Source organism: Treponema socranskii subsp. socranskii VPI DR56BR1116 = ATCC 35536 (assembly GCF_000468115.1).
GTDB classification, from domain to species: Bacteria; Spirochaetota; Spirochaetia; order Treponematales; family Treponemataceae; genus Treponema_D; species Treponema_D socranskii.
The window spans coordinates 60,720-73,979 of sequence record NZ_AVQI01000050.1; the positions used below are offsets into that span (position 1 = coordinate 60,720).

The following is a 13,260-nucleotide window of genomic DNA, read 5'->3' on the forward strand; positions in this document are numbered from 1 at the left end:
GTGCTCTCTGCAGCTCGGCGGATTACGAATGAGAGGCGGCGAAAACCGCACGAGGAGAGGAAGCGATGACACAAAATAATTCAGCCGGTAAAAAAGAGAGCAAACGAGTGCCTTATCATTTCGGCGAAAAGCTGCGTATGGTGCGCGAACACAAAGGTATGACGCTCAAAGTCGTCGCCGAAAAAGCGGGAGTGAGCGAAAGCCTCGTGTCGCAGATCGAGCGCAATAAAGTTTCTCCCGCGATCGATACGCTGCTTGCGCTCGCGGACGCGCTCGACATCAATCTCGAATTTTTATTCGAAGAATATCGGCGCAAGCGTCCGGTCAAAATCACGCGCAGCGACGAACGGCGGACGATTTCGGAAGACGACGTCATATACGAAGAACTTGCAGTATCGGACAGATCGGAAAAAGAAAATCGGTTTGAAGCGTACGCAATAAAAATGAAGCCGCATTCCCGCACGCACCGCGGTTCGTACGGTCATATCGGCTGGGAACTGGGGGTCGTCGTCAAAGGCGTCATCACGCTCAAATACGAAGAAGAAACATACGAACTGAAAGCGGGAGACAGCGCTTCGTTTCCCGCAGGCTCGTCGCACATGCTCGAAAATAAAACGAAAGAAAACGCGGAAGCGATTTGGATCGTCACGCCGCCGCAGCGCTTTACGGAATAGCAAAACAGAATTTAAAAAAGATCGATACCGGTCTTGCAAAATAAGGGCATTGTATGCTATAGTACAGACCTTACTCGGTATACCGGTCAGAAGGGGGCGAATGAGATGGCGACTATTGCAGTCGATGATTCCGAAAACCTTGAAAAAGCGATCAAACGTTTTAAAAGAATGGTAGAAAAAGAAGGCATCATTCGCGAATACAAAAAACGCGAATTTTATGAAAAGCCCTCTACGATTTTAAATCGCAAAAACAAAGCGCTTCAGCGCAAGCTGATGAAAAAGACGCACCCGCGTCACGAATCGAAATCGGCATATTGATACGAGAAGTTTGCCGTATCCTGCGCCGATTCCGTGCGTTCCCCGCATTTTGCAGCCGGAACGCACGGCACACGTGCCTGCCCTCCGCGGCGGGCGTTTTTGTTTGCCGACCGGAGGCGCTTCTCCGGCAGCGATATCCCGTATTGCACGACAGCCCGTATCGTTGACGAACGCATACCAATCGATTATCATTTAAAATATGGCGATCGCTACCAACCAGCAGATAACGAATTATTACGATTCCTACTGCGATAAAGAAGTGATTTTTTCGCGTGAAATTCTGCACACGCTCCGCGTCGCTCCCCGTGAAATATACATCAAATGCGGCGGCAATCAATGGCCGTGCATTATCAATTCAACGTCGCTTTTAGCGGCAAAGATAATTCTCGGAAAGACGGGAGGCGCATTCACGGCGATCACACAAAAAAACGCTCCTCCGGTCAGCCTGCGTTTTTGTTTTTTTATCGACAAAGGTACGGAAACGATGAGTTTTTTTATCGCGGGAAAAGTGACGAACACAGCTCAGTACACGGATTCGAAAGACCTCGCCGTCGTAACGCTCACGTATACGCAGCGACCGCCCGACGATTTTATCGTAAAGATCGGTACGCTCATCGAAGCGAATATCAATTTTATAAAGCGCAGAGAAGAGCGCATCGTCATGACAAGCGAAGCCCGGTACCGGCTCGGTATCGAAAAAGAAGATACGATCATCTACGTGCAAAATGTGCCGCGTAAGTGCATTTTGCGCGATCTGTCGTTTTCAGGCGCAAAGGTCGTTTTGCTCGGAGTGCCGAAATTCGTAAGCGGAAAAGAAACCGTGCTGCGCATCGTTTTCGACGATCCGGCGGAAACGCTGGACATACGCGGCTCGATCGTCGGTGCCGATTTTGCCGAAGGCCGTCAGGACATCGTTACCGCGAGCATCAAGTTCGATGAAAAAGCCGTACCCACCGCGTACAAACTGCACATCAACGATTACCTTACGATGACGAAAAAGAATCTCCTCGATGCCTCTTCTCAAATGCAAAATGCGCCGACGCAGACGGTCGAACAGGCGGCCGCCGTTATGAAAGCGCGTCTCAATGCGGCAGCTTCCCGCGGCACGTCTATACAAAATATTCCCCATACGATAGCAGGAACATAATATGAATCCGTCAAATCCGCTCGACACGATCTATTACATCAAACTTCCCGAAGGCTTTTCGTTGTCCCGAAATGCAATGAGAATCGATCCGGAGATTCCGCTGCCGGTGCAAAAAAAAGCCGGAGACGCGCCCGGCACCTTCAATGCCGAAGAATTGACGCAGGAGCAGATCCTCGCAGGTATCCTCACCGTGCTCGCTTACGACAAACACAACGAACACACGGACTATTACCGCGCACTGCTGCAAAAAGCGCGTCCGAACATCAAAAGGGAGCTTTCCGAAGGGGCGATCTTAAAAGCGAAAAACGAAGACTACGATATCGCAGAAGAAATGTTTTCCGCGCTGCGCGGACTCGATCCCGACGATATGACGACCGTGCTCAATACGGCGCTCTTTTTCGACGAACGCGCAAATTCATATCGCCGTTCGGGATTGAACGAAGATGCCGATGCGTACGACAACGATGCACTCGGCTATTACAAAGCGGCGATGGATGCCGAACCCGCGATCCCCGATGCGTTTTTCAACGCGGGATTTTTTTACCTCAAACAGTACGCATACCGAGAAGCGAAAGACTGCTTTGAAACCTACATCGCGCTCACCTGTGACGTGCCGGATGCTTCTCTCGGCGAAAACGGTATATATAAAAAAGAGCGCGCACAGGAGATCGTCGATAATATCCGCAATCAAAACATGGACGACACCCACTTCAAAGCAGCCTACGATTTGATTTCGTCGGGACAGGAAGAAAAAGGACTCGAAGAAATCAAACGATTTATCAAAACGAATCAAAAAGTGTGGAATGCGTGGTTTATGCTCGGCTGGGGACTTCGCAGACTCGGACGTTACGAAAACGCGGAACAGGCGTTTTTGGAATCGCTTGCGTGCCCCGGAGGAGAGACGAACTGCGATACGTACAACGAACTTGCGATCTGCCGCATGGAACAAAACGATCTTGCGGGAGCAAAACGCTATCTTTCGCGCGCTCTCTCGCTCGATCCCGAAAACACGAAAATCATATCGAATTTGGGATTCGTCGCGCTGAAAGAAAACGATGGCGAAAAAGCGAAACGGTATTTTGCGGCGGCGCTCGAAATCGCCCCCGACGATAAAATCGCGGCGTCGGAATTATTGAAATTGGAAAAAGCGGAAAACGGAAATACGTAAACAGGAGTTTTTATGCACACGGATTTTATCGGGCGTATCGTACGAAGATTTACGGTACTGGGTATCGCTGCGATCACAGCGGTATTTTTTTCATGCGGAAAACCGAAGATCGCGTTCAAAGCGGGCGATTATACCGCGACCGCCGCCGGCAGAAACGGGGATATCAAAATCCGCGTTTTATTTACCGATTCGCGCATCAAAGAAATCAACGTCCTTGAAAGCGCGGAAACGGCCGGCTTGGGAGATGTCGCGATTGAAAAAATTGCGAAAAAAGTTATCGATGAGCAAACGCTTACCGTCGATGCCGTCGCGGGTGCGACGATTTCATCGAAGGCACTGCTCGCAGCACTTGCCGACTGTGTAACGCAAGCCGGCGCGAATCCCGACGCGCTGAAAAAAAGTGCGCGCAATGCGTCAGCTGCAAAATCCGAAACGTATTCCGCCGATATCGTGATCGTCGGAGCGGGAGCGGCCGGTCTCACTGCCGGAATCACCGCGTCCGAAGCGGGTGCAAACGTCATCGTTTTGGAAAAAGGCGCAAGCGTCGCGGTGAGCAACGGAGCGGTCGCGGGCGGGCCCATCGCTGTCGGTACTCGCATTCAAAAAACGGAAGGCGAAAATCTTACGCTTGAAAAGTTGTATACGCACATGAACGATTTCGCAAACAGCACGATCAATTCGTCGCTGCTGCATAAATGCCTTGCCGTATCGGGGGAAACGATCGATATGATGCAGGATCTCGGTTTGGATATTTACCTCCGCAGAGATGCGTACGGAATCGGTTTCCGCGCCCGGCACGGTATCAAACAGAAAGGTGCCGACAGAATGCGCTTTCTCCGGGAAAAAATCGAATCGAAGGGCGGAAACTTTTTATTTGAAACGGCAGGGAAAAAGCTCATCGTAAAAGACGGGCACGTGATCGGTATCGAAGCGGAAAAATCGGACGGCACGAAAGTCATCGTCAACGCGAAAGCCGTTCTTGTCGCGACCGGCGGATATTTGGGCAGCGAAGAATTTATTCGGAAAAAATTCGGCAACATAACGGTAAATCCACTGGGCAATACGCTTTCGACCGGTGACGGTATTGCGATGATATTGGATGCGGGCGGAGTTGAAGACCGCAACTGGGGTATCGTCGCCAATGAATTTTCCGCCGCAAATAAAAAGGCGGGACAATGGACGATAAAATGTAATCAAAATTTACGTTTCGGCATTTACGGCGGTCTCATCGTCAATTCCGACGGCAACCGTTTTTTCAGCGAAGACGTCATGGCAAATAAACCTTTAAGCGGCGCGCAGTCGGCACTCAGGGAAGGAAAATATTACGCAGTAATGGACGACGCATATTACAAATCCGTATGCACGAAGGGAATTTTCGAAACGCTCGGAAAACCGCAAAGCTGGATTGCGGGCGAACGCAATCTGTCGGCGGAAGCGCCGGCATCGGCAGCCCATATCAAAATATTGACGGAAGCACCCTCTCAGCTTGCCGAAGCGATCGAACAGGGTTGGGCGTATAAAGCGGATACGATAGAAGAAGCGGCCTCTCATTTCGCTCTCACCGCTCTCGCAAAAACGGTAGCCCGCTACAATGCATTGTGCGCGACGGGCAAGGACGAAGATTTTTATAAAAATCCGGTATTCCTCACGCCCGTATCGAAGGGACCGTTTTACGTTTTCGAATATGAAACGAGCGCGTGGTGTACGCTTGGAGGTGTAAAAGTTGACGACAGTCTCCGTGCGCTCGACGCGAACAATAAGCCGATTCCCGGACTCTATGCCGCGGGTATCGACGCGGGAAGCGCGTTTACCGCACCGTATTACGATAATGAAGGTTCCGCATTCGGCATTTCGCTCAGCTCGGGAACGCTCGCGGGACGCACTATGGCGGCATACGTAAAAGAATTATAGGAGATGCAACTTAAGCTGCGGATGTGCGCGCTTCGAAAAGCCGCACGCATCAGTGCAAGTGCGCGAGGCCGACAAAGCGTCCGCGTACTTGCCGGCGCCTGCATTTCGCGCACGGTGTGCCGCCGGCGTGCCGCAGATGTTTACATTTCGCGTCCTGTGCTGCCGAACTACTGCGCGCGCGTGTCGAAATCAAGGGCGAGCGTGTCGCCGACTTTTATATTGACGCGATCGAACCAGCCTTGGGGTACTTCGAGTGCATAACGCACACTCACGGAACTCTCGACGGGTGCGAGGCTGAACGGCGTCATGTCGTATATGTCGCGGATGCGACCGCGCGAATCGATGTACGCGATCGAAAGCGGATGCGGCGTATCTTTCATCCAAAATCTAAGCCGCTCGTCTTTGTCGAACACGAAAAGCATTCCCGTGCCATCGGGGATGTTCTTACGATTCATAAGACCCCGGCTCTGCTGGGCAGGGGTACGCGCCATTTCCGCGCGGACGCTTACCGTGCTGCCGTCTGCTCTTTTAAGCGTGAGAGTTTGCGCAGGTAATTTTTTCGTACATGATATAAAAAAGAGCGTTGTCAGCACAAAAATCAAGGTAAGTGCGCCGCTTTTTAGGACGGCCGTTTTTTCGATAATTTTACAGATTATTAATTTTTTCATCGATAATTCTTCCCTTTCCTTCGTACCGTGCAAAGGGCTTTGCATATCGTTCGTCACAGCGAGTCCAAAAACAGTTCGCGCGTCATTTCGGCGGCGGAAAGCGGAACGAGGGATGCGGCGTTCAATTCGTCGAAGACTTTCGTGTCGACGTATTTGATCGCAAGCGGCCGCTCGAGGCTCATCGTCACGGTATCCGATTTCCACTCCGATTTTTCGGGCGACAGAGAGGTCGGGTTTCCGTATTTTTTGCACAGAGCGCTGAAAATACTGTAGTGATCCATGCGTTCCCGATCGACATTGATGATCATAATATAGAGGCGGCCCTTGTAAAATTGAAAATAGCACCGGTCGAGAAACGATGAAACGCCTCTCGCTTTTGCGTCGGTTTCTATGAGCACGCGGTTTTCACCGGGAAGCAGCGACACGTCCCGCTCTCCGTGATAGCCGAATTCGCCGTTTTTTTTCAAGCGTTCTTTTACTTCGTCGAGCGTCATGCCGAGCCGAATGCCGCCGTAGCCGAGGGGAAGTGCGTTTTGCGCGACAAGAACAAAAAGCGCGGTGAAAAAGAACAACGCAGCTGCGATCGTTTTTTTCATAGAAAACTCCGCATCACGCGCCCTGTTACGCGTTGTTGTTTTGCTTGCGGTAAAATGCCGCCTGTTTGACGAGTTCGCGGCAGTCGGGCACGAGGATTTTCCCGTTGATAAAGCGGACATGAGAATCGGACTGCAATCGGATGAGACTTTCGGCTTGCTGCTCTTTCGGGAGTCCGCACATATTCGCCAAATCATAGGGCGTCAAATCCGTTTGATACTGGACGTTTTGCTGAGAAAGATTGATTTTCGTTTTTTCAACTTGCAGCGCGAGGATATCGATAAGCTTGTGCAGCGGATCGTGCAGGTTCGCATTGTCGATTTGGCGGTACATCGACCACAAGCGGTCGGCGAGCATCGTCGTCAAGCGCGAGATGAGCTGGGGCTGGGTTGCGACCATCAAATCGAAGTTTTGCCGGTTTACCGCCATGAGTTTGCACGGTTCGTGCGCGATCGCGCTCGCCGATCGCGGCTTGTTTTCGAGCAGCGCCATTTCGCCGAACATATCGCCTTTTTTCAGCATCGCAAGGGTTACTTCGTTGCCGTCGACGACTTTCGAAATCTTCACCTGTCCTTCCTGGATGATAAACATGTCCGGGCCGTTTTGGCTTTCGGAAAATATCATCGTGCTTTTCGGATAGACGCGCATAAGGTCGGGCGTCGATTCGAAATACACCGCATGCGTGCGCTCTTTGAGTACGATAAAACGCTCTTTTGCGCGCCCCGCATTGAGACCGCGCGGACAGGCTTTGAGATATTGATAATAGGCGTATACCGCGATATCCGAAAAACCCGCTTTGTCGTAATAATCGGCGACGTCGAATATGTGTTCGGGCGTATCGGCGACGACGTTGTTGAGCGTCAACTTTGTCAGCGTTTCGTTCATGGAGCGCATACCGTTTGCAAAGGTGCGGATAATCTTCATGGCGACGGGCGTATTGCGCATGATGAGTTCGGGGTATTGATCGCGGCGGACGGAAATACCGGTGACGTCGGTGATGGCGATAACGGTTTCGATTTGGGAATGCCCCGACATACACGGGATAACGCCGACGAAGTCTCCCGGTCCGAGAAGTTTGATCGGGCCGCCGGGCGCATCGGTCGCTTTAAAACAGCGGACATTGCCGCTTTGAATGATAAAGAAGCGATCGCTTTCTGCCTTCCCTTCAACGACGAGGTAAGATCCTTTTCTAAAATTTACAAATGATAATTGCAGCAATTCGATTCGCCCTCTGTTTTATAAGTATAAATTCCACTGCCTTGTTTGTCAATCTTTAAAATCGGCATAAATTCAACTTATCTTTACCGTATTCCGCAAAATAATATTTCACATTCGAGCGTAAATCCCGTCTTTTGCCGCACGGTTTCGACGATGCGATCTACGAGATCGTGCACGTCTTTCGCCGTCGCGCCTCCGGTGTTGACGATAAAGTTTCCGTGCCACGGAGCAATCTGCGCGCCGCCGGAGCGCATCCCCTTCAATCCCGCTTCGTCGATGATTTTTCCCGACGGCTTTCCGAATGCGCGGTTGTTTTTGAACACGCTTCCCGCGCTCGGAAATTTAAAATGCCCCTTTGCGCTTCGCTCTGCGGCGTAAGCTCTGCAGCGCTCGGCTATTTCGTTTTTTTTGTCTTCGGAAAGCTTTTTCGTTTTAAAAACCGCGCGCGTAACGATTCGAGGCGTATTTTGAAAGGGCGATATTTTATAATCCCAATCGGAGGCGGAAAAGCGGTAGGTTTTTTCTTCGAGCGTTTCGCAATCGATATAGCGGACTTCGGAGAGGATATCGCTTACGGATACGTCGAAACATCTTGCGTTCATATATACCGCGCCGCCCATGCTTCCGGGAAGCCCCGCAAACGTTTCGATCCCCGAGAGAGCATGCTCCGTACAAAACGAAACGACGGACGAAACAGAAGCGCCCGCTCCGCACGCGACACATTCGTCTGCGGCTTCGATATCGCAGAGTGCGCTCATAGAAACGACGACACCTTCAAAGCCTTTGTCCGATACGACGATATTGCTTCCGCCGCCGAGTACGAAATACGGCACGGCATCGGCCTTTAGAACCGAAAGCGTAAAGCGGAGAGACGAAACATCGAAGGGTTCTATAAAAAGAGGCGCCGGCCCTCCGATGCGGAAAGTCGTGTGATTTGCCATCGTTTCGGAAAAGAGAATGCGGCCTTTAAAATCGTCCGTATTGAATTTTTCAGCCGTTTCGCGTATGCTTGTCATCACGCTACAGTATACTGAAAACGTCTATACTTTTCGATAGGGATTGCTTATGGGATTACGGGTATTCAATACGATGGGACGGGAAATGCAGGATTTCGTGCCGATTACGCCGGGCTTCGTCGGTTTTTACGGCTGCGGTCCGACGGTGTATAATTATGCACACATCGGAAACCTGCGCGCATACGTATTTCTCGACATACTCGACCGCACGCTTTCCTACCTCGGCTACGATAAAAAGCATGTCATGAACATCACCGATATCGGGCACCTTACGGGCGATGACGATTCGGGTGAAGATAAAATCGTCAAGACTGCGAAAGAACGCCATCAATCGGTGCTCGAAGTCGCGCAGTTTTATACGGATGCGTTTTTTAAAGATTTGGATGCGCTCAATATCCGCCGTCCCGACGTCGTGTGCAAAGCGACCGATCACGTTTCCGATATGATCGAATTGATAAAGCGTATCGAAGCGAACGGTCATACCTATATGTCCGGCGGAAACCTCTATTACGACGTGTCCACGTATGCCGATTACGGGAAGCTCGCAAACCTCCGCCTCGACGATCAAAAAGCCGGAGCGAGAGTCGGCGTCGATGAAAACAAACGCAATCCCTATGATTTTGTATTGTGGTTTACAAAATCGAAATTTGAAAATCAGGCGCTGTCGTGGGAAAGCCCCTGGGGAAAAGGCTATCCCGGCTGGCACATCGAGTGCTCGGCGATGAGCATGAAATACCTCGGCGATCATTTCGACATTCACACCGGCGGTATCGACCATATCCCGATCCACCACACGAATGAAATCGCCCAGTCGGAAGGCGCAACCGGCAAAAAATGGGTTAACTATTGGCTGCACAACGAATTCCTCGTCGTCAAAAGCGACGCGTCCGGAGACGGAGACAAAATGTCGAAGTCCGCAGGGAATTTTCTGCGTCTTCAAACGCTCGCCGATAAGGGCTACGACGCGCTCGACTACCGCTATTTTTTGCTCGGCGCTCAGTACCGAAGCCAAGTGTTTTTCAGCTGGGATGCGATGGAAAGCGCAAAAAACGCGCGGAAAGCGCTCGTAAAACGCGCCGCGCAGATTATCGAAGCATCTCACGGAAAAGCCTCTTCTTCGCTCGGAAAAAAAGCACAAGGTTATATCGATTCTTTTAAAGCCGCGCTCGAAAACGATCTTGCAACTCCTCAGGCGATGAGTGCGCTGCACCTTGCGGTAAAAGACACGGAACTGAAAGCGGAAGAAGCGCTTTCGCTCATCAAAACGATGGACGGCGTGCTCGCGCTCAAAATCGAAGCGGAAGCGGCAAAGCTCGAGTCCGCCGCGGTTATCAAAACGCACGAAGGAGACGCGGAAGCGGCCGAAATCGATGCCCTCGTTGCGGAACGGACGGCGGCAAAAAAAGCGAAGGATTTCGCAAAAGCCGATAAAATCAGAGGCGATCTGGCATCCCGCGGCATCGTCATCACCGATACGCCGGAGGGGCCGGTGTGGAAGCGGACGGCGAAACAGCCGTAACTTTTTGGAGTTATCGTGTTTACTACGGTAGAGGAAAATCAATCGGGATCGTCTCATCCGCTCAATGCGGGCAATCCTGCAGATTTTAAAACGATATACGACGCGACGATGCAGCTTTTGTTCCGCATTTCGTACAGGGTTGTCTCCGACGAAGAAGCGGCGGAAGATTTGGCACACGATTCGCTCATCAAAGCGAACGAAAAAGAGCTTGTCTTTCCGTCGCTCAACGATGCGAAGTATTGGCTCATCCGCGTCGTAAAAAACGCATCGCTCAACTACATCAAGCGGAAAGGCCGTGAACGGAAAGCGTATCAAAAAGCGCTGTACGAAGATCATCGGACGGCGCCGTCGGGCGAAACCGACGTGCTGAAAGCGGAAGCCGCAAAAAAAGCGCGTGAAGCCCTCGCACAGCTTCCGGAAAAGCTCCGCGAAGTTTTGATCTTGCGCGAATACGGAGATTTGAATTATAAAGAAATCGGAAAAACGCTCGGCATTACGGAAGGAAACGTAAAGGTCCGTGTGTTTCGCGCACGCGAACAGCTGTCGAAATTATTAGGAGAAGACGATGTCTACCTGCCCCAGTAACGATATCCATTCGGTGTATCTCGATAACGAACTTCCCGAAACATACGTCGCGTTGTACGAAGCGCACATCAAATCGTGCCCGAAGTGCGCGGCCAAGCTTGCATCTCTTCGTGCCGCAAGCGCCGCGCTGGGAACGGATGCGGCCGCTATGACATTGGATGAAGCTTCTCTCGGCAAAAGCTGGGAACGTCTCCAAGCGCGGCTGAGCTACAGTAAAACGACAAAACGCGTGTACCGCTTTCCCGCTCACAATTTCCGATACGCCCTTTCCGCAGCGGCGGCGGCCGCGGTTTTTGCGCTTATCATACCCGTACGCATTCTCCGCTCGCCGGGTGCGGTGCAGACCGCCGCGATCAATCCGATTTCACGAAGCACAAGCGTCGAGCTTGCAAAAAATAACGTCGTCATCAACGGCAATATCGAACAGCCGCACGCATTCGTGCCGTCTCGGGCGGATGAAACATACGGTACAAATGCGGAATACCACACGGCTTTCGATGCATCTTTCGGCGCATTCGACGGCACCCGTTTCGATGTATCGCGGTCGGTAGAGCGGCAGCTCGAAGACGTCGATCTTTTCCGCCCCGACTTTGCGAACGGCAACACGCTGGCAATTAAAATCGGCATACCTGAAATCGGTTTCGTTCCGCCGACTGCCGACATAGATTTTGCAAACGGACAGCTTGTGAGTTCGCTCAAGTGATTTCATCCGGACAATTCAGCTATTCATTCAGAAAGTCGCCGCTGTTTCGGACGATGTGCGCCGCGGCACTTATCGCGTTCGTATGCTGCATCGTTTTAATAATCACAATGCGGATGAGGCGAAAACCCGTCATCGAAAAGCTCGACCCTCCCATCGGCGCTCCGGGCGATCTCGTCGTCATTAAAGGAAAACATTTCGGCAGCATCAAAAATGAAGGCTATGTCGAATTCGCAGGCAGCAAACTCACTGCAAGCTCGTATATCTCGTGGACCGACACGGAGATCAAAGTCGTGTTACCCGCGAACGTCGGTGACGGACTCGTCTTTATCGGAACGAAAACGAGCCGATCCGAGCCGTCTTTTTTTACAAACGAGCGGGAGATCCCCGTCGCCGTCCGCCCGAAAGCGCAAACCGCCGTTCCGTTTATTGCATCGGTTTCAAACGCTTCTCCCGCAGTCGGCGACCTCATCGTCATATTCGGAAAAAATTTCGGCAATACGCACGATACGGCGGACGTGTATTTTACGACGGAACGGGAAACGCCGCTGAACCGCAGCGCGCTTTCATACGAAACCGGAACGGCCGGCACATTACATATCCCCGCGAGCAAAAGCGATTTCGATTACGAATTTTGGAGCGACACCGAAATCCGCGTGCGCGTTCCCGACGGAGCAGCTTCGGGAACACTGTATATCGAAACGCCGGCCGGCCGTTCCGCTCCGCAAAAAATTCTTATCGATTCGCGCGCAGGTTCGAAAGCGTACGGCATGCAGCGCACGTATATCGCGCAGCTCGCAGCCGATATAAACAACGTCGAAACAAAACAGCCGGCGACGATCAGGTTTTACTTTCCGCGGCCGGTACTCACCGCAGCCCAACCCTTTGCGGAACTCACCGAATGCGAACCCGAGCCCGCAATCGCCGATTATCAAAATACGATCGTCCATCAGCTGCAGGCGACTAAAGGCCCGTCTCCGGCAAAACGGCGCTTTTCACAAAATTTCGTCATTTCGGTATACGAAGTCAAAAGCGCCGTCCAGCCGAAATACATACGGCCGTATACGGATATGAACAAAGCGCTCTATGCGGCGGCAACGCGCGCGGATAAATTTATTCCGTCGGATGACAGAGCCGTTACGAACCTTGCCGCAGCGATTGTCGGAAAAGAGACGAACCCCTATCTCAAAGCGAAGCTCATCTATTCTTATATGCTCGACAATTACAAATTGCGCGATGCCGCCTCAAAACCCGAATCGCCCCTCAATCTCATAAAAAACAAGCGAGGCGACGCCTATTGTTTCGCCCTGCTCTACACCGCGCTGCTTCGAGCTACAGGCATTCCCGCGCTTGCAGACTGCGGCGTACTCGTCGACCGCGATCTGCATACGCGCAATCACTGGTGGTGCGAATTCTACCTGCACGGCATCGGATGGATTCCCGCCGATCCCTCCCTCGGAGCCGGACTTTCGTACGAAGGTTGGAGTGAAACGGGAGACGCGCGAAATTATTATTTCGGCAATCTCGATTCGCAGCACATCACGTTTACTCGCGGCATCAACGATTTGAAACCCGCCGCGGGCAACACGAAAACCGTACAGCATCCGCGCGGTTACGCACTTCAATCCGTCTGGGAAGAATCCTCGCAGGGTACCGTCCAATACAGTTCGTTTTGGGCAGATCCCGCGATCCTCGGCGTATATTAAAATCACACAGCTTGCGTTTGCAATCGATTGGTTTTA

Annotated in this window: 13 protein-coding genes; 9 read left to right on the forward strand and 4 right to left on the reverse strand. The window is 51.8% G+C overall.

The features are described from left to right. Nucleotides 1-65: 65 nt before the first annotated feature. From HMPREF0860_RS06530 to HMPREF0860_RS06555, 5 genes are all read left to right on the forward strand, one after another. Complete coding sequence (locus HMPREF0860_RS06530) at nucleotides 66-674, forward strand: helix-turn-helix domain-containing protein (protein ID WP_021329538.1); 609 nt, start codon at nucleotides 66-68, stop codon at nucleotides 672-674. Between the two features lie 105 nt (nucleotides 675-779). After that, entirely contained in the window at nucleotides 780-992 is a 213-nt protein-coding gene (rpsU, locus tag HMPREF0860_RS06535) for a 30S ribosomal protein S21 (protein WP_016520808.1), read from the forward strand. Nucleotides 993-1,191: 199 nt separating this feature from the next. Beyond that, nucleotides 1,192-2,139, forward strand: a complete 948-nt coding sequence (locus HMPREF0860_RS06545; protein WP_021329542.1) for a PilZ domain-containing protein — start codon at nucleotides 1,192-1,194, stop codon at nucleotides 2,137-2,139. 1 nt (nucleotide 2,140) lies between these two features. After that, nucleotides 2,141-3,307, forward strand: a complete 1,167-nt coding sequence (locus tag HMPREF0860_RS06550) for a tetratricopeptide repeat protein (protein ID WP_021329437.1) — start codon at nucleotides 2,141-2,143, stop codon at nucleotides 3,305-3,307. Nucleotides 3,308-3,319: 12 nt separating this feature from the next. Continuing rightward, the gene (locus tag HMPREF0860_RS06555; protein WP_021329521.1) at nucleotides 3,320-5,218 is read left to right on the forward strand and encodes an FAD-dependent oxidoreductase; all 1,899 of its coding nucleotides are present in this window, start codon (nucleotides 3,320-3,322) and stop codon (nucleotides 5,216-5,218) included. A gap of 167 nt (nucleotides 5,219-5,385) precedes the next feature. Here HMPREF0860_RS06555 and HMPREF0860_RS06560 read toward each other — a convergent pair whose 3' ends face one another. The 4 genes from HMPREF0860_RS06560 to murB form a co-directional block, all read right to left on the reverse strand. Further along, nucleotides 5,386-5,886, reverse strand: a complete 501-nt coding sequence (locus HMPREF0860_RS06560; protein WP_038080420.1) for a DUF192 domain-containing protein — start codon at nucleotides 5,884-5,886, stop codon at nucleotides 5,386-5,388. Nucleotides 5,887-5,939: 53 nt separating this feature from the next. Then, complete coding sequence (locus tag HMPREF0860_RS06565) at nucleotides 5,940-6,482, reverse strand: hypothetical protein (RefSeq protein WP_021329459.1); 543 nt, start codon at nucleotides 6,480-6,482, stop codon at nucleotides 5,940-5,942. Nucleotides 6,483-6,507: 25 nt separating this feature from the next. Continuing rightward, the gene (locus HMPREF0860_RS06570; protein ID WP_021329401.1) at nucleotides 6,508-7,698 is read right to left on the reverse strand and encodes a Crp/Fnr family transcriptional regulator; all 1,191 of its coding nucleotides are present in this window, start codon (nucleotides 7,696-7,698) and stop codon (nucleotides 6,508-6,510) included. Between the two features lie 83 nt (nucleotides 7,699-7,781). Then, a complete protein-coding gene (gene murB, locus HMPREF0860_RS06575; protein ID WP_021329456.1) occupies nucleotides 7,782-8,714 on the reverse strand; it encodes a UDP-N-acetylmuramate dehydrogenase in 933 nt (310 codons plus the stop codon). Between the two features lie 49 nt (nucleotides 8,715-8,763). Between murB and cysS the strand changes: the two genes are divergently transcribed. Genes cysS through HMPREF0860_RS06595 form a run of 4 tightly spaced genes read left to right on the forward strand, consistent with a single transcriptional unit; the run spans nucleotide 8,764 to nucleotide 13,224 of the window. Continuing rightward, a complete protein-coding gene (gene cysS, locus HMPREF0860_RS06580; protein ID WP_021329543.1) occupies nucleotides 8,764-10,233 on the forward strand; it encodes a cysteine--tRNA ligase in 1,470 nt (489 codons plus the stop codon). A gap of 15 nt (nucleotides 10,234-10,248) precedes the next feature. After that, on the forward strand, nucleotides 10,249-10,818 hold the full coding sequence (locus HMPREF0860_RS06585; protein ID WP_021329506.1) for an RNA polymerase sigma factor: 570 nt from the start codon (nucleotides 10,249-10,251) through the stop codon (nucleotides 10,816-10,818). Further along, nucleotides 10,799-11,521: a zf-HC2 domain-containing protein gene (locus tag HMPREF0860_RS06590; RefSeq protein WP_021329510.1), complete on the forward strand. Its 723-nt coding sequence runs from the start codon at nucleotides 10,799-10,801 to the stop codon at nucleotides 11,519-11,521. Before HMPREF0860_RS06585 ends, HMPREF0860_RS06590 begins: the two co-directional genes overlap by 20 nt. Then, the gene (locus HMPREF0860_RS06595) at nucleotides 11,518-13,224 is read left to right on the forward strand and encodes a transglutaminase domain-containing protein (RefSeq protein ID WP_021329515.1); all 1,707 of its coding nucleotides are present in this window, start codon (nucleotides 11,518-11,520) and stop codon (nucleotides 13,222-13,224) included. Before HMPREF0860_RS06590 ends, HMPREF0860_RS06595 begins: the two co-directional genes overlap by 4 nt. Nucleotides 13,225-13,260 lie beyond the last annotated feature (36 nt).

Coding starts and splice junctions, on each gene's coding strand:
- HMPREF0860_RS06530 (WP_021329538.1), top strand. CDS start 66: ATGACACAAAATAATTCAGCCGGTAAAAAAGAGAGCAAACGAGTGCCT.
- rpsU (WP_016520808.1), top strand. CDS start 780: ATGGCGACTATTGCAGTCGATGATTCCGAAAACCTTGAAAAAGCGATC.
- HMPREF0860_RS06545 (WP_021329542.1), top strand. CDS start 1,192: ATGGCGATCGCTACCAACCAGCAGATAACGAATTATTACGATTCCTAC.
- HMPREF0860_RS06550 (WP_021329437.1), top strand. CDS start 2,141: ATGAATCCGTCAAATCCGCTCGACACGATCTATTACATCAAACTTCCC.
- HMPREF0860_RS06555 (WP_021329521.1), top strand. CDS start 3,320: ATGCACACGGATTTTATCGGGCGTATCGTACGAAGATTTACGGTACTG.
- HMPREF0860_RS06560 (WP_038080420.1), bottom strand. CDS start 5,886: ATGAAAAAATTAATAATCTGTAAAATTATCGAAAAAACGGCCGTCCTA.
- HMPREF0860_RS06565 (WP_021329459.1), bottom strand. CDS start 6,482: ATGAAAAAAACGATCGCAGCTGCGTTGTTCTTTTTCACCGCGCTTTTT.
- murB (WP_021329456.1), bottom strand. CDS start 8,714: ATGACAAGCATACGCGAAACGGCTGAAAAATTCAATACGGACGATTTT.
- cysS (WP_021329543.1), top strand. CDS start 8,764: ATGGGATTACGGGTATTCAATACGATGGGACGGGAAATGCAGGATTTC.
- HMPREF0860_RS06590 (WP_021329510.1), top strand. CDS start 10,799: ATGTCTACCTGCCCCAGTAACGATATCCATTCGGTGTATCTCGATAAC.